Raw genomic sequence first — 19,787 nt, 5'->3', positions numbered from 1 at the left:
AAAAAGAGAACGATACCTGCCGGATTGTTGAGCTGAGCCAATCCACCCACGCTTCATAGATTATCACCGTAGCCATCGTATCAAACTCGCAATACTTTGTCAGGCCGTCTTTTATTGACTCGCGTTCATACTCCGTCAGCTTGCCTTCAAACCACATCCCGCTGCAATTCATGAAAGCCGCAGGCAGCATGCGTGAGCAAAGGCTCTACCCCGCTTTCGCAGGAAACGTGCGGTTCAATGCTAATGAAAATGGTTATCATTCGCGTTCAGTGGCTCTGTATGAAGCAGAAAGAATGGCGTTTTGTCTCATCACACGAAGGTTTTTGTTAGACTGGAAATTCGTGCTACGGGGCAGGGACAAGATTGCGCATTGAAGAAATTCTTTGACAAAGCCAATCCAATGGATTATAATTGAGCATGAATATTACCGTTGTAGAGCTGCCGAAATGCATCCGTAAAGCAGAAGTACTCGCATCATCTATTTTTACCACAACCCATCTATGCCGCGTTTTCTGTTATCGGCGTTCAGTAATAGTGAGCAAGGGAACTTGAGCAAATCAGAACGAAATGATCTGACCGGACTAACAAAACTTTTGGTTCAAAACTACAAGGAAAAAAATGGATAACGTATTTGAGAGTATAAAAAAAGGATTGGAAGAGGCTGTTGATTATTCGCAGGGGAAAAAGGTCACGGTCAGGGTTTTTCATCCCGAACCTGTAAACGTAAAAAGTATCCGGCAGGAAACACGCCTGACGCAGGATGAGTTTGCCGCCGCCTTCGGCATTAATGTCGCCACGCTAAGGCATTGGGAACGGGGTGACCGCAAACCGCACGGCCCGGCACTGGTACTGCTGAATCTTGTTAAAAAAGCTCCTGACACGGTATTGCAGGTGTTGAACAGTTGATGATACAGCGATTGAAAAAGAGGGGCGTGTTGCGGTGGTCGTTCCGCACGGTGTGCTGTTCAGGGGCGCTGCCGAGGGGCGTATTCGTCAGAAAGTGATCGAAGAAAACCTGCTTGATGCAGTAATCGGGCTGCCGGGCAATCTCTTTCCAACCGCCAACATTCCGGTTGCCATACTGGTGTTTTGACCGCTCCAGGGAAAAAAGCGGACACAGGGAGTCATGCAGGGAGATACTCTTTGTTGATGCCAGTCGGGAGTTTGTGTCGGGCAAGAATCAGAATACCCTTTCCGAAGAACAGGTCGAAAAATATGCCCATATTGCCAGCTTTACCGAGATACTGGAAAATGATTTCAACCTCAATATCCCCCGCTATGTGGATACCTTTGAAGAGGAAGAGGAGATTGATATTGATGCCATTCAGGCAGAAATTGACAAGCTGGAACAAGAGCTGGCAGAGGTGCGCCTGAAGATGGCCGAAAAACTCAAGGAGATTCAGCGATGACTGTAGCGGTTAAGGCAAAAGGGATCGAATTTAACCAGTTTAGTTTTAATTCCCCCGAATTCGAGGGAATTAAAAACGAAGCAGGCTTAAATCGTTTTGCGTTATCAGTCAAGCAGTGGGTAGAAAAAACAGGTTCCATTGGTATCGTTGCCAAAGCAGGTTATCCGTTATCCGTTCTCTATAGTCAACTGTTAATTTTAAAAAGAGATGCAGCCATGAGCAGCAAGGAAATAGAAAAAAGACATTACAAGACTTTTGAGGAGATTAAGCAGACTGGTAGAAATGGCTCAGACTATTGGATGGCTCGGCAACTGGCCAAGATTCTCGATTATGCGGAATTTCGCAATTTTTTACCGGTTATTGAGAAAGCTAAAAGGGCTTGTCAAAATAGCGGGCAACCGGTTGAAAACCATTTCGTGGAGATGCACGAGATGGTTCCGATTGGATCGGGTGCTGAGCGCAAAATGGAATCCTATGCGTTTTCCCGTTATGCCTGTTATCTGATTGTGCAGAATAGCGATCCTTCCAAGCCTGTTATCGCCAACGGTCAGACCTATTTCGCTATCCAGACGCGCCGGCAAGAGTTGGCTGACGATGAGGCTTTCAAGCGACTCAAGGAGGAGGAAAAACGCCTGTTTCTTCGTAACGAAATGCGCGAGCACAACAAACAATTGGTGGAAACTGCTCAACAGGCGGGGGTGGAAACCACTCTTGATTTTGCCATTTTTCAGAATCACGGTTACCAGGGACTTTATGGCGGACTGGATGCCAAGGGCATTCATCAACGCAAAGGTCTGAAAAAAAGTCAGCATATCCTCGATAATATGGGCAGCACAGAGTTGGCAGCCAATCTCTTTCGTGCTACGCAGACAGATGAAAAACTCCGCAGGGAAAATGTTCAGGGAAAGACCATGGCCAACAAGACTCATTTTGATGTCGGTAAAAAAGTACGCCAGACCATCAAGGAACTGGGCGGTACCATGCCCGAAGATTTACCGAAACCTGAAGAGGATCTGAAAAAACTGGAGCGACGGGCGCAATCCCCGGAGAAAAAGCTGGGTGGAGGCATGAATGAACTGGAATAGAGAGGAATCAAGAACGGATAATGTTCAGCTTGGAGGTGTGGCGATGAACATTCCGAATGATTGGAAGGTTAAACGCCTTGAGAAATTAGTGCCATTCAGGTTGCACAAACTATCGCAAGAAACCAGCAGTCAGATACAAAGATTCATGGATAGAACGGCCAGATCAGGGCTGGAACCAGCTATGGAAACGATCAATGCCCACCAAAGGATAAAAAATAGACTTAAACGATTATGGCAAAAAAACTGGTGAATATGGCGATTGCCTATGATTTCGATGGCACGTTGGCACCGGGTAACATGCAGGAGTATGATTTTATTCCAAAACTTCGCATGAAATCAAAGGGTTTCTGGGATGAGGTATCGTGCTATGCTCGGGAACAGAATGCTGATCAGATTCTGGCTTATATGTATCTGATGCTGAAAAAAGCTGAAAGTGCAGAGGTTCAGGTAAGAAAGAGTGATTTTCACAAATACGGTGAGCAGATACAACTTTTTCTCGGGGTGGCTGAATGGTTTCAGCGTATAAATGAGTATGGCAGGGCGAAAAATATCCGGGTCGAACACTACATCGTCTCGTCAGGTCTCAGGGAAATGGTTGAGGGAACCTCCATAGTCAAAGAGTTTAAGGCGATTTACGCTTCAGGTTTTATGTACGATCATCACGGTGTCGCACGCTGGCCAGCCCTTGCCATCAACTACACCACAAAAACTCAGTACCTTTTCCGGATCAACAAGGGCAGTCTGGAGGTGTATGATAACAGCGTCATCAACAGATATGTCTTGCCCGAAGAACGGCCAGTGCCCTTTGAAAACATGATTTTCATCGGAGACGGAGAAACCGATATTCCTTGTATGAGGCTAGTCAAGGAGCAGGGCGGACATTCGATCTCTGTGTATAATTCAAATAAAAATGGAGCTAAAAAAGCCGCAGAGCAATTGCTTTTTGACAAAAGGGTGACGCTCATTGCTCCTGCTGATTACCGTGAAGGCAAGATAATCGATCTGGCGGTGAAGGCGATGGTTGACAAGGTTGAAGCTCGATCGAAGATTTTTGGATTGATATAAACACGATTCTCATGCCTGATTTCAATATACTCGACAAGCTGAAACAAAGGCTTGACTCCTACCGGCCGCTGCCGCCGGAGATTGTTGCCAATCTTCACGAAGATCTTGTTCTGCGCTGGACGTACAACTCGAATGCTATCGAAGGCAATACCCTGACGCTCAAGGAGACGAAAGTTGCCCTTGAGGGAATAACGGTTGGTGGTAAAACCATCCGGGAGCATTTCGAGGCGATCAATCACCGGGAAGCCATCTATTATGTTGAAGCGATGGTTCAACCGCATGAGCCGCTCACGGAATGGAAGATCAAGTCGATCCATCAGTTGATCCTGAAGAATATCGATGATGCTCATGCTGGTGTGTACCGGAAAACCAATGTGATCATTGCCGGTGCCGATCACGTCCCGCCAGACGCCCTGCATGTTGAAAGCGAAATGCAAGGGTTCATCAACTGGTACAAAGAACAAGCGCCTTCGCTTCATCCAGTTGAACGAGCGGCAAGGGTTCATGCCGATTTTGTAAAAATCCATCCCTTCACTGATGGCAATGGCCGAACATCTCGCCTCTTGATGAACCTTGAGCTGATGAAGGACGGGTATCCGCCAGTGGTTCTTCCGGTAGAAAAGCGACTGGAGTACTACGAGGCTCTGGATGCCGCCCATACGAAGCAGGATTACGAGCCATTTCTGGCTCTGATCGCCGAGGTTGTCGAGGCAGGATTCAAACCATACTGGCACGCTTTGGGAGTACATCAATGACCAACTCCGACCTGCTTATCTACCAGGCCCCTGATGGTAGAATAAAAATAGATGTACGGCTTGATGATGAAACGGTCTGGCTGACACAGGCGCATCTATGTGAACTCTTTCAGAAGTCAAAAGCAACCATCAGCGAGCATATCAAGCATATCTTTGAAGAGGGTGAGTTGAACGAAGAGTCAGTTGTTCGGAATTTCCGAACAACTGCGACAGATGAGAAAAGCTATGATGTTCGATATTACAATCTGGACGTGATTATCTCGGTTGGCTACCGTGTCAAATCGCAGCAGGGCACGCGGTTCCGGATATGGGCGACGCAGCGGCTCAAGGAGTATATCGTAAAAGGTTTTTTGCTGAATGATGAGCGGTTCAAGAGTGGCAGTTCGATGAACTATTTTACGGAACTGCAGGAACGCATCCGCGAGATCCGGTTGTCGGAACATTTCTTTTACCAGAAGATCAAAGATATCTACACCACCAGCATCGATTATGATCCCGGAGCTGAAAGCACCATAGCCTTTTTCAAGGTGGTGCAGAATAAGTTACTCTGGGCAATCAGTACACAGACAGCAGCGGAACTGGTTTATCACCGTGCTGATGCTTCACTGCCACTGATGGGAATGCAATCTTTTGACAAAACGGGCGTACCTCTCCGCAAGGGCGATGTGAGTATCGCAAAAAATTATCTCAATGAAGGTGAAATCAAGTTGCTTGGCCTGCTGGTGGAGCAATACCTTGCTTTTGCGGAAGTGATGGCGCAGCAGCGAACGCCGATGTACATGAGGGATTGGATTCAGCGCCTCGATTCGATTATTCAGCTCAATCACATACTCAATAAATAACGCTTTTTTTGATCACCCTGTCACTGATCACCCATTTTTCTAACTCTTTCAATCTCTGCTTTCTTTTCAATATCCTCACGGATGGCTTCGTAGGATTTTTTTGTCAGAGAAACAAGGGCAATGGCTTCTGCATGCTGTTCAAACATATCTATGCCGTTTTCCAGCATATTCTTGATCAGGTTTTTTGATGGATCGGTGTCACTGACATCAATAATCTGACGGTAGCGTATGGTTCCATCGTCGTCAACGGCTATGCGTCCCCCATAAAGGTAATTGTTGTTGAAATAATTGAAGAGCATACAGGCATCAACATACTTTCCTTCATTCACCTTGAAGGGCGGGTAAAGAGTAAGCATGAGCCATTGCGACTTTTCAATGGTGTCGATAAAGAGCCGATATGTCTGGTTTTCTATGGTGATCCTGACTTCGGTAATGACCCGTAAGCCGGCATCACCCTCAAACCGTTCCTCGGTCTCAATCCCGTCTACCCAGCCAAGATCGGCGAGAAACTCTTCAACAAGTGTTGCAAGACGCATAACTCCTCCGTGACAGTTGATTGACAATAATAGCGGCAGACTACCTTATCCATTTTGCCCACTCATGCTGAAACGCCACCGGAACGCCCTCTTTCTGGCAGACGCGGATGGTGTGGCCGGTGCCGCCACTCATTGGGTAGCAGGGATCAACATAAAAGAGCGCAGCCGTAACTTTCGGGAACTCTTCTGAAAAGCCGACAACCTTCATGGTGTCACGGAGCAGATAGTCGGCCTTGGCGGCAAGAGAGCCTGTTTTGCCAGACAGCCCCATCAATGTGGAGTATTTCGGGGAGGAAAAGATTGTTTTGGCAACGATTTGCTCTTTTTGACCAAGCGTAAGCGCGTCGGGGTATTGGTAAGTGGCGCCCTCAAATCGGGCATTTTTTCGATGGTTCCCATAGGGAGCAACCACCTGCAGCCGGGCTGGATCAACGTCGGCAACACCTTTTGAGAATGCCTCGTCTGAGCCGGTCGCATTGCCTGAGCGGAAGCGTGCTTGGGGAAATGTTGCAGCAAGAAACCGTGCTGCAGCAGAGGCCTGCTCATACGCATCAGCAGGAATCGAGCGGCGCCCTTCAAGAAGTATGACCGGGTTATCAACGGCATTAATCAGAGCAGCAAGCGTTTCAAAAGGAAGGCTGGTGTCATCCATATTTTTTGCCTCCGTAGAGCTATAATTTTTGATTGTTACCTGTGCAGCATGACGAGCATAGGGATCTTCATCAAGCTCGCCTCGTTTCTTAAGCCATTCCAGAATGCCGGGTAAATCCGGAAACCGCAGTGCTATTTCCTCGAATACAGCAGCCCGGACTCCAGGATCTTCATCAAGCTCGCCTCGTTCCTTTAGCCATTCCAGAACGCCGGGTAAATCCGGAAACCGCAGTGCTATTTCCTCGAATGCAGCAGTCCGGACTCCAGGATCTTCATCAAGCTGGCCCCGCTGCTGCAGCCACTGCAGTGTACCCGGAACGGTGAACCATCCTCGTGCAATCTCATGCAGGGCTGTCTGCCGGATAATCTCACTCGAAGCGTTCTCCGCCCGTTCTTTGAGCCACACAAAGGTATCTGGCTCGTGCATTCGTTCACGGGCGAATCGTAACAGATACGCCTGCCTCAACTCATAGACTACTGATTCCTCGGTATCAAACTGCAGTTCTCCATTATGGAAAGATTTAAAGAGATCCGCTCCCGCTCTTTTTTCAAGTATTCCGGCAACTTCTTCATCTCTGCTCTGCTCGGTATCCGCAATCATCCGAATCATTGCCTGTGTCATATCCGACCGGTCATTGCGGTAAATGATCGCAAGTTTTATGGCCTCGTTTTGTTCAACATGGAACCGTTGCTTGATAAACGCCTCTATCTGCGGGTCATTATTGCTCTCGGTCAACAGGTTATCAAGGGCTTCAAGCCTGACAAGCACGTTTCTGTCATCCTGTGCCAACTGCATGAAGAGTGCAACTCTTTCGGGTGCTTTTTTCCATTGTTGCACCATGTCATGAATCCTGGTAATCCTTTCTACCGCAGAGCAACTGGCTTCCGGTTGTTGTTGATTATTGCCTTCTACCATATTTACCATCCTTTTCTTCTTATGATAAGCGCAAGGGTTAGACAAAGGCTGTCATACCGGAAAAAGTTTCTTTATTTTTTTCGTGATATTTACCGTTCACTCATACAGAAAAGCTGATGCCATGAACCCTTTACCTGGTACTCCTGATATTTTAAAAATGTGGCTCGCTGTTTTGTGTGAGTTAAAACACCAGAGGAAGAACGTGCCAATCCGGCGCATTTTCTTGCTCATGTCATGACACTTGGCAGGCCTGAAGATTCAAAGATGTTGCAAGGCATCTTGGTACAGGATGAATTCCGGGAGGTTTTGGAACGTAATAAAAATGGAGTCGCTGGCTACAGGAAAAAGAACAACTGGATATGGAACGGGGCAACGCGAACTCCGTTTGCTACGGATATGGAATGAACGGCATTGAAATAAACAACACGTTATCGATTTATTCAGTGTGATGGATTGGCTGATGCAACTGCCCGAATAGCTAAACAGGCGGCTCTCCGCATAATTTAGTGGAATGATGGGATAAAATTGTAGACTGCAGTATTTCAATCCTAACCACCAAGATGCAAAAACTAACCGAGCATTACCAGCAATTACTGGGATTTCCTGCCATCTGGGAGGTCGATGATGTCAACCTTTCCGTTTCTGGTCTGAAGATAGAAGTTCACCTCCGTTTTGTAGGCGATGAAGTAATATGCCCTCAATGTGGGGTGCGCGGGAAAGCCTATGACAAGGCCCCTGAACAACGTTGGCGGCATCTTGATACCATGCAGTTTGAAACCATCATCATAGCACGCATTCCCCGTTGTCAGTGCGAAACGTGTGGTGTGAAGACCATAGCAGTCCCTTGGGCGGCCCCCCATTCCCGTTTTACCCTCATGTTTGAAGGTTTTGCCGTTGCTCTGCTCCAGCACTGTTCCAGTGTACAAGCGGCCTCAAATATACTCAAGCTTGATTGGCATGCTGTGGATCAGATTATGAAACGTGCTGTAGAGCGAGGACTTCTACGCCGTGAGCCCGATGATGTAGTGCATGTAGGTATGGACGAAAAAAGCTTCAGGTCGGGCCAGAAATACATCACCATACTCAATGATCTTGATAAAAGCCGAGTACTTGATGTCATTGAGGATCGGACACTGACAGCAACGAAAAAGCTGTTAGGAACCCTTTCAAAACAACAACGAAAGGCAGTTAAGTCGGTATCGCTGGATATGTGGCAAGCCTTTGCAACAGCTACACATAAGCTCCTTCCTGCGGCTGATATTGTTCACGACCGGTTTCACATCAGCAAATATCTTAATGACGCAGTTAACAAGGTTCGGCATCAGGAATCACAGGAACTGAAGAAAGATGGGGATACAAGGTTGGTTGGCTCGAAATACACCTGGCTTCGAAATCCCGAAAAGATGACCAAGAGCCAAAAAACACGGTTTAACGAGTTGATAGCATGCGAATTTAAGACCGGTGTGGCTTGGGTGTTGAAGAATATCTTTCGTGATTTCTGGAACTGCTCATCAGGACTGAGGGGCGAGATATTTTTCGCGTACTGGTGTGAGTTAGTCGACAAGACAAAACTGAAGCCACTGATAAAAGTGAAAGATATGATGGAACGTCATAAAGGGAACATTCTCAATTACTTCAAACATCAAGTCAGCAACGCTATATCGGAAGGAATAAACAGCAAAATCCAGTTAATAAAAGCAACTGCTCGAGGGTTTCGAGGCTTCGAAAGCTATCGAACAAGGATCCTCTTTTACTGTGGGAAACTGGATATGAAAATCTGAGGGTGCCGTAAAATGAAATTTCTTTTCCATTAAAATGCGCGAAGAGCCGAAACGGCTATCCAGCACGTCCGATCAATGCCGGGCGTGGGTCGTGGCTCGTTATGCAATTTTTTGGTAAGTCGCAATTCCTCATTGATCATTCACCGCAGATCCCTGGGCTCCAGCATTTCTGTTTCCCCTAATTAATTGCTCTATCTTGCCAACACGTTATCGCGGAAGAGGTGCTGCACTTTCGCAGGAACACTCACTCTCTTTTTTAATAAGCATTTTAGGCCCTGGATTTAATCGAATCCGATGTGACTCGCACTCTCTTTTTTTCAATGCCTCGACAATTCGATTGAGATCGTTCCCATACCGTGCAGCATGCTCTTTTCGATAACGACGAACCTCTTCAACAATAGGATCATTAATCATCCTGCATTCCTCCTAACTCTTCAGGTGAACATAATTGCGGACATGCATACCCGGCAGATTCAATAAGCCGAGTAATGGCCGCCTTTTTTTCAGCATTGTTTATATGCTTGAAATTCCATGTTAAAAGAAAATCCGCACCTTGTGCTACGGCAATTCCTATGTGCAAAGCGTCTTCTTCGCTTCCTTTCGGTACTGCTTTTTCAGCCAAAAGCAAATCAGCTATCCTGACTGCCTCATCTGAGATTAAAAAGCTCTGGATTTCAGTAACTTTATCAAGCCGTTGCTGTGCGGCTGATGAATCACCTCTGCTGATCTCCTCTTCCACAAGAACGGAAATCCGCAGATCAAATCTGTGTCGCTGATTTTACCACCAATCAAGCGTAACAGACTGTCTTCCTGCTATTATGACATCCCGATTTGGTCGCGATGTTAAATAACTGATTACTGACGATTCCACATATACTGTCGGTTTCATCTAAAGCGATGCTTTTTGCTGATTTGCCTACCCTGATGAGCTTCCTCTTGACTACAATTGCTTACGTAACAAAGGTAAATAATGGTGAGTAGACCGGAGGAATTTCACCTCCAGCCCCTCGCAGATCCGGACAGGAACGTCCCCGCTCATCCGGCTCCCATCATCTAGCCATCGAGGTATACCCCGCTTTCCAATGCGCAAATAAGTTTGGATTCTCTTCCGCCAGAAGTCGCAGTTTTCTGCTTGCTCTGGTTTTGTGCCCACTCAATTGCTTGTACTTTCTCATCATCCAGTGTGCCAAGTAATAGTTCATGTGTTGCCAAACCGGAGCCATTGCTGAACCGTAAAATCGCGTGTAGTAGTTCTTCCATCCCCTCAGTATCGGGTTGAACTGTGCTGATAAATCCGCAAGTTCCAAGCTGTTTTTGAGCTGTAGCTTCCACCTTCTGATCGTCTGCCGCATGTGTCGCAGTGCATCCCGGCTTACTCCCGGCAGAAACCCAATAAAGTAAGTTCCATCTTTCTTCTTGGCTTCCCGTGAACAGAAGGTAAAACCAAGAAATGTAAACTGATTTACTGGATGCTCGTCCTTGCGATTGCTATCCCTGCAATACACTATTTGCGTCTTATCAGGGTGTAACTCTAATCCGCACTCACGAAAACGCTCACCAATCTTTCGCTTTACCAGCTCTGCCTGTATCTTGCTTTTACAGTGAAGAACGCCATCATCGGAGTACCGACAAAACGGCACACCGGGTAGATTTTCGCTCACCCACCGGTCAAACGCATAGTGCAGAAACAGGTTCGCCAACAGTGGACTCACCACTCCCCCTTGGGGCGTTCCTTTTGTCCGTTCTATCAGCTCACCTTCCGGGGTCTCCATCGGTGCCTTTAGCCACCGCTCTACGTAAAGAAAAACCCAAGGAGTTTGGCAATGTTTCCGAAGAGCGCGCATTAACAACTCATGATCGATGTTATCAAACAGCCCCTTGATGTCGAATTCTACAACCCAATCATATTCCCAATTTCTCTTCCTCACTACAGCTATAGCGTCATGAGCTGAACGCCCCGGACGATAACCATACGAATCTTCATGAAAAACTGGTTCCAATATGGGCTCAAGCACCATTTTTACAACGCTTTGAGCTACCCTGTCCGCCACGGTTGGAACACCAAGCATACGCACTCCTCCAGATTTCTTCGGAATGCCCACACCCCTTACCGGCGGCGGAAAATAACTGCCGGAACTGAGCCTGTTCCATACCTTGTACAGGTTGTCTTTCAGTTTTGTTTCAAATGCCTGTAACGATTCTCGGTCTACACCGGCTGCACCTCCATTAGATTTCACTTGTTGATACGCTTTCAAGACAAGTTCTTTGGAAATTTCATATGGCTTTGTCATACCGAAAAGCTCCTTCTGTTTGCACAGTTGACATGACTGTATGACCAGATGACGCGACCCCTTTGCTCCAGCCTCATTACAAGGCTTTCATTGCTCGTACGAGTCGCTCCGTCCCTTGATGGCGCATTGGTATTATCGGCCTCGCTTTTTACACTTGCGCCTTTCCCTTTGCATCGCCAACGAAGGTTCCTGTAGTTCAATACAAGAGCCCGAACCAGGATCACGCTGCCTTTATGCCGGACACCGCTTGGCCAGTAAACAGGTTTCCGCCAAACTTTTCCTGAATTAACTACTCCCTTCAGTTTTGATGTCATCTTAATCTTTTCGACACGTTCACGGCAGTTTGTTTGTACTCGTCTTCCTTGGCTCACACCTGACATCTTTACGATGCCTTTTCCGTAACGCTCACGACAAGGGCTTTTGACTAATGCCGCTTACGGTGGTTTGCACCCTGCTCCTGCAAGCCGAATGCGAGGGGACTTCCCTCATCTCTTATAATGCTTGGCTACAGCGCACAATAATCAAAGACTGAAAAAACGGCACGGAACACTTCGCAGAAAGAGATGCAAACTCTACAAAATTGAGCCCGATGACCCACCGGTAGCTGTTGGCGTCACTTCCTCGGACTGCTTGCGGATTTGTCGTTAATCACCAAGGAGGATGTGCTGAGCCGTCTCCTGCAGGATGTATCGCGCTTCCTCAGCCGAAAAAAAGGGTGGATTTAAACCGGATATCTGAAAATAACTGATTATTAAGGAGCCCTATGACAGCTTTTGTCTGACCATCGAGTGTATCATGAAGTAATGACTGCGCCAGTTGGACAACATCAGGTCGTCGCTCCATTCCGCAGGGAGATCAGTTTCAGCAAAGTTCAGCGTAACAAAGCTACAGATGAATACAATCGACAAGTTTCTCAGTGAATGCGTCTTTTATCCTTGCTCATCACTGCACGGAGTACCGGTTAAGTTTTTGGGCAAAAGATTTCAGCGATTCTTTTATGCGGACTATTCCGTAGATCGCAGGCAGTTTGACACGTCCCTTAACGAGCAGGGATTCAAAGGCTATGAGCTTGATTCGGTAGAGGAATTAAGTCCCAAGAAAGTGTTCGAAATGACTTGGAAAGATATGGCACAAAGGCATGACAACACCATTTCACGAATTCATTTTGAATGGACTGATCCCTTTGTGGTTCTCTGTCGGTTCAAACGCATGGATGGTTTTTTCGGTGATCATGGGCCCGAGACGTTTGAGTTCATGTTTGCCTGCTGCGAAGCAATCGCCGCATTTATTTCGGCGTTTTCCCGAAGAAATATTGCCCCGAAATGTCTGGTACATGTCCGCTCCGGAATTGGGTTCGGAGGCAATTATCGTGATTATCCAAAGGAGCTGAAACGTGTTCTTCTCCAAAACAAGGGCGGACTCCCTGCCTTTATGTTTTATGACAGTATGGGAAGCAATGGTGAATGTGGTGATTACCTGGATTTGGTAAAGAAATATCAGCTTGTTGAACGATGGGGTTACCCGGATGGCGGCCATTTGACTCTCGCGAAATTGATTGTTGCTGAAAGGAAATAACGCACTTTTGATGATGGAATTGCTTCTTTTCACTCTGGAGCAAGCACTGCTTTTTTAGAATCAGGCAGATCAATACAAACAATGTTAACGACAATAATCATAATACAATAGATACAAATCGCTATCAGATAATCAAATAAAGAAGAGGTGTGCTATGACAGCAACAGAACAATCTTCCCCGAACGATAAGCTTTGGTTTTATGAGAGCGGTGGAGAACGTAAAGGTGGGGTTTCTGAGGACGAAATCATAAACATCATTAAAAGCGGAACCTTGTCTCAAGGATCGGTGGTCTGGAAAAAGGGATTCGCAGACTGGATGAAAATTGAAAATACTGAATTGCGGTCGCACCTTGATGAGAGTATGCCTCCGCCCCTAACCGGGGAGTATGTAAAAAACACGGTTATTTGGGTTCTTGCGTTCGGCCCGATACTTGGATATATGTTGGAGTACTTTGTTGCTGGCTCGGTGTATTCTGACTCACAGTACCATTCGTATCTGGTGGAAAGAGCCGTTTCCAAAGGAGAGTTTTGGTATATCACGCTTATTTTGAACATAGCTCTGGCTACCTGGGATGAGATGCAACTCAAAAAGGCAGGGACGAACACGAATAGGTTTCATGGCTGGGTATGGCTCGTTCCGGTATATCTCTATCAACGAGCAAAAGCCCTCAAACACAATCAGGCGTATTTTATCGTATGGATTGTTTGCTTTGTATTGATTTTGGCTGGAACATAATGAGCAGTGCGAGTTTTAGCGATGCGCTTGATGCTGAAAATTGCGTGGGTCAATACGATACTGCAAGATATTATGTTTATGGAAGCATCGCAAACATGATTATGTATATATTTATCTGCAGGGCGTCTTCCATTATCGATTGAGTTGTTGTTGAGAGTTTATACTTTTATTTAATATCTAAAGCCAATATGAAAAGCATAAAATCTAAACCTATTCGGCTAACTGCTGGATTATGCGGCGTGGCTGGAGAATATTTTGTTGCTGCAGAATTATCCCGAAGGGGATATGTTGCATCAATAACTCTTCGTAATACAAGAGGCATTGATATTATAGCTTCCAATGCTGATGCAACAAAAAGCGTTGGAATTCAGGTAAAAACAAGTCAAGGTAATCGCAAGGACTGGATACTCAATCAAAAAATAGAAAATGACATGGCAAGCAATCTATTTTTTGTGTTTGTGAGCATTGACGGTCTATGTGCTCCTGAGTATTATATCGCACCTCGTAAGGAAGTCGCGCAATATGCAAAGGGAAACCACTCGCACTGGCTTAATACACCAGGTAGAAATGGACAGCAACATCAAGATACGCCAATGAGAAAGTTTGCTGACCCGAACAACAAATACTTTGACCGCTGGGATCTTTTAGGGTTATGACCTATCGACGCTTCTATTACAAAAAAACGTCTGCTTTTCCTGAATTAGGCAGATCAATCTAAAAAATGTTATCGGCCATAGAACAAGAGCATGCCAATGAGCAATCTAATAGACGCACTTAAAAAAATAGCAAAAGAATCACCACTAAATCAATATGAGTGGGGATTTCCAACTGATTGTCCGATTGATATTCCAGCAGAATACAAGGACAGCTATTTACAAAACATTTATCTTAAAGACAATTTTCGCGAGAAAATCCTTGGCGACGACAGTTTAGATAGCCACTATTGGGCAATCCAAAACTGGGGTGGCATTGGGTCATTCAGAAGAAATGAAAGAAACGACCTTCGAATTAAAAAGTTTCTGGATGAACTAAACAAGGGAACGCTAACCAGAAACTCCTTTGAATGTATCTCGTCTCTATCCAAGGTTGCTTCATTTATAAACCCTGATGAATATGCGATTTATGACTCGCGCGCCATCTACACCCTTAACTGGTTGCTTTTCAATCACTCAGAATCATCCAAACTGTTTCGGCAACCTATAGGGCGTAGCGCCAATTTGTCAAAATATGATATGGAAACAATATTCAACCTCACAAAACGTGAGTTCAATTTTTTATCTCACAAGGAAGCCTTTCATAGCTACTGTGGACTTGTAAAGCATTTTGCGTGCGAGATCTATGGTCCGGGCAGCAAACCTTATTTAGCTGAAATGTTACTTTTTATGGTCGCGCCAACAAGAATCATCAAGGAGATCGAAGATACAGTTTCGCTAACAATCACAAAAACGCATAACGCGACAACCCACAAGGAAGCTGTGCAATAAAATCGTGAAGCACCGGTAACGACGAAGTCAAACTACAATATTGTTACAATGATTATTGTGCAACTTGTCTCTGCCTCCTCAAAGCAAACTTCCCCTCACCACCTCCCCGCCTGCCTCAGCGCCTTGATGCCTGGAGCTTTGATCGACCTTGTTTTTATGGTTTAAAGCAGTTGACGGGCAAGTTCGAGAACGTCAATTGGCCACAGGCATTCCGGACGGGGACAATGCACATTGGGATTCGTGAATTTAGGTCGACAATTCTGCAGCGTCATGATCCATGTTTCCGGAATGGATGTGCGACCATGTACTGCGCCAAGGAGTGCGCCTGCAATTGCCGCGTTGGTATCGGTATCACCTCCCTGCATGATGGTGTTGACCACCCCCTCTTCAACGCTTGAGACATGAAGCAGTTGGTAGAGTGCATTCTGGAACGCGATAAGAACCCAACCCTGCAGAGTGACGTAATCAGCAGGCTTTTTGTCGGCAGCACGGTGAATAGCATCACTCAGTTTTTGTTCAATATCCATTTTCTGCATCCATGAGAGCATTGCAGCATAAAGCTCCTCTGGCTTTGATCCGGTACGGATAGCGTGAGCGATTGCCATTGCAAAAATCGCATTTGCCTGCACGCAGAGACGATGGGAATGGGTTAAGGCGTTTGCCTCGCTTGTAAAACTCCGCTTTCCATGAAAGGCCTGATAAATAGTATTCCCCATGTCAAATGGCTCAGAATCAACCCACCACTGATACTCTTTGCGTACAGCTTCAGCATCATAGCGGCCTCTTTTTACAAGGGAACGGGCAAGGAGTAGCGCCATTTCGGAATCATCGGTATGTTGACCGGCAAGGGTGTTGAACGTTCCGCCATCGGCCATTACCCTGACTCCATCGGGATAGTGACGAAGAATCTCACCGGGCGACTGAAACTCCACCAAACTCCCTAAAGCATCGCCAGCAAGTTGACCAAGCATACACCCTTCTGCTCGATCGATGATCGCTCCATCATCTCTGTTCATGGTTTATCATTGTTCGTTGTTAATCTTTCAAGAGTCAGGCGGGTGTTATATTATTCCCCTCCCTTTCTTCTTATGATAAGCATGAGGGTGAGACAAAAGCTGTCATACGGGTAAAAGTTTCTCTACTTTTTGTGATATTTACCGTTCACTCATACAGAAAAGCTGATACCATGAAGCAATCGAGACCGCCGCTGGTTCGGATTCAGTATATCGACCAGCAACTTCGCGAACAGACCTGGCCGAACTGCACCAGGCTTGCCCGCTATTTCGAGGTTTCAACCAAAAGCATTCAGCGAGATATCGATTACATGCGCGACCTGCTTCATGCGCCGATTGAGTTCGACAGCAAAAAAAACGGTTTCCATTACTCGAAAAAGGATTGGAGCTTTCTGCCCTCAACCATTCTTGACCGTCAGGAGGCTGAGGCGTTGATTGTTACCAGAAAGGTGCTATCGCAATATCAGGGCACTCCCTACTATGAGGAGGTGAACCGGGCGCTTGACAAGGTGCTGCAGTATCTGCCGGGAACCTTGTCGGCCAGTCAGGTTTCCGAAATCTATTCCTTTGAATCGTTTTCACTGGCATCAATTGACAACCGGGTTTTTGCCGTCATTGAAGATGCGATCCGCAACAAGTTGAAGCTCAATCTTGCCTACCGGGCGTTCTGGAACAGCAAGGAAACGGAGCGGGTTGTGCATCCCTATCGTTTGCATTTTTCTCACACAAAGGAAAACTGGTCGCTGTTTGGATATTGTGAACTGAGGCAGGAGATCCGCTCTTTTGTTGTCAGCCGCATCAGGGAGGTATCGCTGACTATAGAGCATTTCACCATTCCTGCATCATTTTCCATTGACCGCTATATCGAGGAGAGCTTCGAGCAAATTCATGAGGAGCGCATTCATGATGTGGCCATCCGGTTCACCGCCTACCAGGCGCAATGGATCAGCGAGCACCGCTGGCATGCAACCCAGCAGATCGAAGAGCATGAGGAGGGATCGGTTGTTCTGAAGATGCGGGTCGGCGCTCTCGATGCCCTGATGCACTGGGTTATGCGTTATGGAAAAGAGGCCGAGGTGCTGGAACCGGCAGAACTGCGGGAGATGATCAGGGAGGAGCTGAGGTGCACACAAAAGATCTATGAGAATCCCCATTGACTATCTGATAAAAAGGGAGATTGACAGGTGGTGCAGCAGGAACCGGTGAAGCTCCCATCGATGGTTTGGAATAACCCATATTGTCCATCTGCGCTGTTATCGCACTGAAGGATATTTCCTGATATCAGTCCAATTCGGCTGAGACCTGCCATAGTATTGTGGTGATGGCAAAAAACCATCACCACCATTGATTCGGAACGTTGATCGGATTTCAGTTCAGCCGATTTCAATGAACTTGCTGCCCGGGACGTTGCAGATGGGGCAGGTGTCCGGGATGCTGTTCTCGACGGTGTTGCCGCAAACCGGACAGATGTAGATCTTTGCTGCGGGCAGGTCTTTGCCGCCGTTTACGGCTTCAAGTGCTTTTGAGTAGAGCCCGTGATGAATCTCTTCTACAGCCAATGCATTCTTGATGGAAAATTCGGCCGGTTTGTTGCCTTCCTGCTGTGCTTCAGCGAGATAGTTGGGGTACATTTCGGTGAATTCAAATTCTTCGCCCTCGATGGCCTCCTGAAGATTTTCAGCGGTGCTCTTTATTCCCCCTATTACACGAAGGTGCGCAAGGGCGTGAACGGTTTCCGCTTCAGCCGCAGCGCGAAAAAGCTTTGCTACCTGGGGCATTCCCTCTTCTTCCGCTTTTTTGGCAAAGGCAAGATATTTGCGGTTTGCCTGACTCTCTCCTGCAAAAGCGTTCTGCAGATTCTCATTTGTTGCCATGGTGTGTTTCTCCTTATGTGTTCTTATGCCTCTCCATGTTGTGTCGGGAGAGTCGTGTTGATCAGACGTGCTCGATAGGGGTATGATTGGAAATTTCGGAATTGGTGGTACATAAATCGGTTGGCGAGAGGTGGTGAACATTATCGTTACCGGTCAGACGGGCAAAGTCACGGAGCTCTTCGGTAACGGCTTTGAAAAAGTTTGCGACACGGATGGCGGATTTATCGACATCCATACGGGCTCGAAGTACCGGATCCTGCGTGGCAATGCCGACGGGACATTTATCGGTATTGCAGATGCGGTACTGCTGACATCCTGCCGCCATCATGGCCGCAGTCCCGACAGCTATGGCATCGGCCCCCATTGCCAGCGCCTTGGCGAAGTCTGAAGAGAGACGCAAGCCACCGGTAATAATGAGAGAAACACTGTCAGCCCCTCTCGAATCGAGTATTTTTCTTGCTCTTGCCAGCGCGAAGATGGTTGGCACGGAGGCGGCATTTTTGACAACCTTGGGAGAAGCGCCGGTTCCACCTGCACGACCATCGATAGTGATGAAATCAACCCCCGCAAAGAGAGCGATATCGATATCTTCTTCGATATGGCCAGCCGCAAGCTTGATGCCAATCGGTTTTCCCCCGGTTTTCAGGCGCAAATGGCTGACCGTATCTCTCAAGTCTTCTTTTGTGCGAATATCCGGGAAGTGAGACGGGCTGATGATATCCTGTCCTTCCCGAAATCCGCGGATGGCAGCGATTTCACAGGTGACCTTGCTCCCCGGAAGATGACCGCCCATTCCCGGTTTTGCGGATTGTCCGATTTTGATTTCCACGGCATCAACCAGCTTCAGGTTCTCATCGGTTACACTGTATTTGTTGGGAACGTATTCAAAAATATAACGGTAGGAGGCTGCAAGTGATTCGGGCAGAATACCCCCTTCACCTGAACACATGGCTGTTTTTGCCTGCGCACTGCCCTTGGCAAGAGCGAGCTTTGCTTCTCTCGACAACGCTCCAAAGGACATATGGGAGACAAAAATCGGTGTTTCAAGGACAAGGGGAAAAGCTGCAGCGGGACCAATCACTGTTTGTGTGACAACCAGCTGTGTTTTGTTGAGCGGCAGTTTTGCAAGCTGTGCACCTTTCATGAGGATTTCGTCCCAGGAGAAGGAGGGAAGGCGCGAACGCATAGGTTCGATTACCGATTTTCCCGTCATGGCAAGATGGTGGATATCGGCCATGTTGGTTTCAAAATCGTCAGCCTGCCGTCGCCATTCCGCCAGGTACTCTTCTCCCGACCCTCTTTCAGCAACAATCCCGGCGGCTGCCGGTCGGTCGGATGCTGCAAGGCTGAAGCTCTCTTTGCCTGAGCCGCAGACAGGACATCTCCAGTCGTCGGGAAGAGCTGGCCACAGGAGACCCTCTTTTGCTTCATCATAAGCATACGAACAGAGAGCACATGCATAGATGTTTGTTGAAACAGGTTCGCTTTCAACTGCCGGAACAATGGGTTGCTCTTCTTTCAGCAGGACAAATGAGGATTTTGGCGAACCGCAAACAGGGCACATCCACTCATTCGGAAGAGCCTCCCATGCGACAGGTTCTTTGTTTTCGTCGTAGATATAGGAGCATAGCCCACATTGCCATTTTGCCATAAGAAACGTTATGATGTCAGGATTTCTGCAAAATACGGTGAATTGTTGTAACGGAATATATACACAAAAAAGGCCACCTTTTCAGGTAGCCCATTCTGTGTTTTACTCTTCTTGATCAAACCA

General features: G+C 47.0%; 19 protein-coding genes and 2 pseudogenes. 13 read left to right on the top strand and 8 right to left on the bottom strand.

The features are described from left to right. The first annotated feature begins 618 nt into the window (after positions 1-618). The 7 genes and pseudogenes from nadS to rhuM all read left to right on the top strand — a co-directional run bounded on the left by nadS (position 619) and on the right by rhuM (position 5,156). Positions 619-906: a NadS family protein gene (gene nadS / locus PPHA_RS04835; protein ID WP_012507754.1), complete on the top strand. Its 288-nt coding sequence runs from the start codon at positions 619-621 to the stop codon at positions 904-906. 1 nt (position 907) lies between these two features. Next, a pseudogene (locus PPHA_RS04830) lies at positions 908-1,409 on the top strand (N-6 DNA methylase); the annotation flags it as partial. A gap of 215 nt (positions 1,410-1,624) precedes the next feature. Then, positions 1,625-2,494 carry a DNA damage-inducible protein D gene (gene dinD / locus PPHA_RS04825; protein ID WP_041526695.1) on the top strand — a complete coding sequence of 290 codons (870 nt, stop codon included), beginning with the start codon at positions 1,625-1,627 and terminating at the stop codon, positions 2,492-2,494. A 90-nt stretch (positions 2,495-2,584) separates the two neighbouring features. Continuing rightward, positions 2,585-2,713 (top strand): annotated as a pseudogene (locus PPHA_RS16720) (DUF2188 domain-containing protein); the annotation flags it as partial. 12 nt (positions 2,714-2,725) lie between these two features. Then, entirely contained in the window at positions 2,726-3,559 is an 834-nt protein-coding gene (locus PPHA_RS04815) for an HAD family hydrolase (RefSeq protein WP_012507751.1), read from the top strand. A gap of 11 nt (positions 3,560-3,570) precedes the next feature. Then, complete coding sequence (locus tag PPHA_RS04810; RefSeq protein ID WP_012507750.1) at positions 3,571-4,314, top strand: Fic family protein; 744 nt, start codon at positions 3,571-3,573, stop codon at positions 4,312-4,314. After that, on the top strand, positions 4,311-5,156 hold the full coding sequence (gene rhuM, locus PPHA_RS04805) for a RhuM family protein (protein WP_012507749.1): 846 nt from the start codon (positions 4,311-4,313) through the stop codon (positions 5,154-5,156). Before PPHA_RS04810 ends, rhuM begins: the two co-directional genes overlap by 4 nt. A 20-nt stretch (positions 5,157-5,176) precedes the next feature. On the opposite strand, the gene PPHA_RS04800 is transcribed toward rhuM, so the two are convergent. Continuing rightward, the gene (locus PPHA_RS04800) at positions 5,177-5,692 is read right to left on the bottom strand and encodes a YbjN domain-containing protein (RefSeq protein WP_012507748.1); all 516 of its coding nucleotides are present in this window, start codon (positions 5,690-5,692) and stop codon (positions 5,177-5,179) included. Between the two features lie 40 nt (positions 5,693-5,732). After that, on the bottom strand, positions 5,733-7,268 hold the full coding sequence (locus PPHA_RS04795; RefSeq protein ID WP_041526431.1) for a HEAT repeat domain-containing protein: 1,536 nt from the start codon (positions 7,266-7,268) through the stop codon (positions 5,733-5,735). 551 nt (positions 7,269-7,819) lie between these two features. On the opposite strand from PPHA_RS04795, the gene PPHA_RS04790 reads away from it, so the two are divergent. Next, positions 7,820-9,040, top strand: a complete 1,221-nt coding sequence (locus PPHA_RS04790) for an ISL3 family transposase (protein WP_012507746.1) — start codon at positions 7,820-7,822, stop codon at positions 9,038-9,040. A gap of 207 nt (positions 9,041-9,247) precedes the next feature. Here PPHA_RS04790 and PPHA_RS04785 read toward each other — a convergent pair whose 3' ends face one another. From PPHA_RS04785 to ltrA, 3 genes are all read right to left on the bottom strand, one after another. After that, on the bottom strand, positions 9,248-9,454 hold the full coding sequence (locus PPHA_RS04785) for a hypothetical protein (protein WP_012507745.1): 207 nt from the start codon (positions 9,452-9,454) through the stop codon (positions 9,248-9,250). Further along, positions 9,447-9,779: a type II toxin-antitoxin system VapC family toxin gene (locus tag PPHA_RS04780; RefSeq protein ID WP_223293988.1), complete on the bottom strand. Its 333-nt coding sequence runs from the start codon at positions 9,777-9,779 to the stop codon at positions 9,447-9,449. The genes PPHA_RS04785 and PPHA_RS04780 overlap by 8 nt, the downstream gene beginning before the upstream one ends. 310 nt (positions 9,780-10,089) lie before the next feature. Beyond that, positions 10,090-11,331, bottom strand: coding sequence for a group II intron reverse transcriptase/maturase (gene ltrA / locus PPHA_RS04775; RefSeq protein ID WP_012507238.1), 1,242 nt, complete (start codon positions 11,329-11,331; stop codon positions 10,090-10,092). Between the two features lie 891 nt (positions 11,332-12,222). On the opposite strand from ltrA, the gene PPHA_RS04765 reads away from it, so the two are divergent. The 4 genes from PPHA_RS04765 to PPHA_RS16210 all read left to right on the top strand — a co-directional run bounded on the left by PPHA_RS04765 (position 12,223) and on the right by PPHA_RS16210 (position 15,126). Further along, positions 12,223-12,906 (top strand): hypothetical protein, encoded by a 684-nt coding sequence (locus PPHA_RS04765; protein WP_012507744.1) that lies wholly within the window; start codon positions 12,223-12,225, stop codon positions 12,904-12,906. Between the two features lie 154 nt (positions 12,907-13,060). Further along, positions 13,061-13,642 (top strand): DUF4339 domain-containing protein, encoded by a 582-nt coding sequence (locus PPHA_RS04760; protein WP_012507743.1) that lies wholly within the window; start codon positions 13,061-13,063, stop codon positions 13,640-13,642. A gap of 188 nt (positions 13,643-13,830) precedes the next feature. Next, entirely contained in the window at positions 13,831-14,298 is a 468-nt protein-coding gene (locus PPHA_RS04755; RefSeq protein ID WP_012507741.1) for a hypothetical protein, read from the top strand. Positions 14,299-14,394: 96 nt separating this feature from the next. Then, complete coding sequence (locus tag PPHA_RS16210; RefSeq protein ID WP_012507740.1) at positions 14,395-15,126, top strand: hypothetical protein; 732 nt, start codon at positions 14,395-14,397, stop codon at positions 15,124-15,126. A 161-nt stretch (positions 15,127-15,287) separates the two neighbouring features. On the opposite strand, the gene PPHA_RS04745 is transcribed toward PPHA_RS16210, so the two are convergent. Beyond that, positions 15,288-16,142 carry an ADP-ribosylglycohydrolase family protein gene (locus PPHA_RS04745; protein WP_012507739.1) on the bottom strand — a complete coding sequence of 285 codons (855 nt, stop codon included), beginning with the start codon at positions 16,140-16,142 and terminating at the stop codon, positions 15,288-15,290. A gap of 170 nt (positions 16,143-16,312) precedes the next feature. On the opposite strand from PPHA_RS04745, the gene PPHA_RS04740 reads away from it, so the two are divergent. Further along, positions 16,313-17,296, top strand: coding sequence for a helix-turn-helix transcriptional regulator (locus PPHA_RS04740; protein ID WP_012507738.1), 984 nt, complete (start codon positions 16,313-16,315; stop codon positions 17,294-17,296). A gap of 216 nt (positions 17,297-17,512) precedes the next feature. Here the strand turns inward: PPHA_RS04740 and PPHA_RS04735 are convergent, their stop codons facing one another. Together PPHA_RS04735 and PPHA_RS04730 are read right to left on the bottom strand one after the other, a co-directional pair. Then, a complete protein-coding gene (locus PPHA_RS04735; RefSeq protein WP_012507737.1) occupies positions 17,513-18,013 on the bottom strand; it encodes a rubrerythrin family protein in 501 nt (166 codons plus the stop codon). Positions 18,014-18,074: 61 nt separating this feature from the next. Beyond that, positions 18,075-19,664: a glutamate synthase-related protein gene (locus PPHA_RS04730; protein ID WP_012507736.1), complete on the bottom strand. Its 1,590-nt coding sequence runs from the start codon at positions 19,662-19,664 to the stop codon at positions 18,075-18,077. Between the last annotated feature and the right edge of the window lie 123 nt (positions 19,665-19,787).

The sequence above is a fragment of the Pelodictyon phaeoclathratiforme BU-1 genome (assembly GCF_000020645.1).
Taxonomy (GTDB): domain Bacteria; phylum Bacteroidota; class Chlorobiia; order Chlorobiales; family Chlorobiaceae; genus Chlorobium; species Chlorobium phaeoclathratiforme.
This window is presented reverse-complemented; position numbering and strand designations above follow the sequence as displayed.

Excerpts from the sequence above, each read along its gene's own strand:
- nadS (WP_012507754.1), top strand. The coding sequence starts at position 619 with ATGGATAACGTATTTGAGAGTATAAAAAAAGGATTGGAAGAGGCTGTT.
- dinD (WP_041526695.1), top strand. The coding sequence starts at position 1,625 with ATGAGCAGCAAGGAAATAGAAAAAAGACATTACAAGACTTTTGAGGAG.
- PPHA_RS04815 (WP_012507751.1), top strand. The coding sequence starts at position 2,726 with ATGGCAAAAAAACTGGTGAATATGGCGATTGCCTATGATTTCGATGGC.
- PPHA_RS04810 (WP_012507750.1), top strand. The coding sequence starts at position 3,571 with ATGCCTGATTTCAATATACTCGACAAGCTGAAACAAAGGCTTGACTCC.
- rhuM (WP_012507749.1), top strand. The coding sequence starts at position 4,311 with ATGACCAACTCCGACCTGCTTATCTACCAGGCCCCTGATGGTAGAATA.
- PPHA_RS04800 (WP_012507748.1), bottom strand. The coding sequence starts at position 5,692 with ATGCGTCTTGCAACACTTGTTGAAGAGTTTCTCGCCGATCTTGGCTGG.
- PPHA_RS04795 (WP_041526431.1), bottom strand. The coding sequence starts at position 7,268 with ATGGTAAATATGGTAGAAGGCAATAATCAACAACAACCGGAAGCCAGT.
- PPHA_RS04790 (WP_012507746.1), top strand. The coding sequence starts at position 7,820 with ATGCAAAAACTAACCGAGCATTACCAGCAATTACTGGGATTTCCTGCC.
- PPHA_RS04785 (WP_012507745.1), bottom strand. The coding sequence starts at position 9,454 with ATGATTAATGATCCTATTGTTGAAGAGGTTCGTCGTTATCGAAAAGAG.
- ltrA (WP_012507238.1), bottom strand. The coding sequence starts at position 11,331 with ATGACAAAGCCATATGAAATTTCCAAAGAACTTGTCTTGAAAGCGTAT.
- PPHA_RS04765 (WP_012507744.1), top strand. The coding sequence starts at position 12,223 with ATGAATACAATCGACAAGTTTCTCAGTGAATGCGTCTTTTATCCTTGC.
- PPHA_RS04760 (WP_012507743.1), top strand. The coding sequence starts at position 13,061 with ATGACAGCAACAGAACAATCTTCCCCGAACGATAAGCTTTGGTTTTAT.
- PPHA_RS04755 (WP_012507741.1), top strand. The coding sequence starts at position 13,831 with ATGAAAAGCATAAAATCTAAACCTATTCGGCTAACTGCTGGATTATGC.
- PPHA_RS16210 (WP_012507740.1), top strand. The coding sequence starts at position 14,395 with ATGAGCAATCTAATAGACGCACTTAAAAAAATAGCAAAAGAATCACCA.
- PPHA_RS04745 (WP_012507739.1), bottom strand. The coding sequence starts at position 16,142 with ATGAACAGAGATGATGGAGCGATCATCGATCGAGCAGAAGGGTGTATG.
- PPHA_RS04740 (WP_012507738.1), top strand. The coding sequence starts at position 16,313 with ATGAAGCAATCGAGACCGCCGCTGGTTCGGATTCAGTATATCGACCAG.
- PPHA_RS04735 (WP_012507737.1), bottom strand. The coding sequence starts at position 18,013 with ATGGCAACAAATGAGAATCTGCAGAACGCTTTTGCAGGAGAGAGTCAG.
- PPHA_RS04730 (WP_012507736.1), bottom strand. The coding sequence starts at position 19,664 with ATGGCAAAATGGCAATGTGGGCTATGCTCCTATATCTACGACGAAAAC.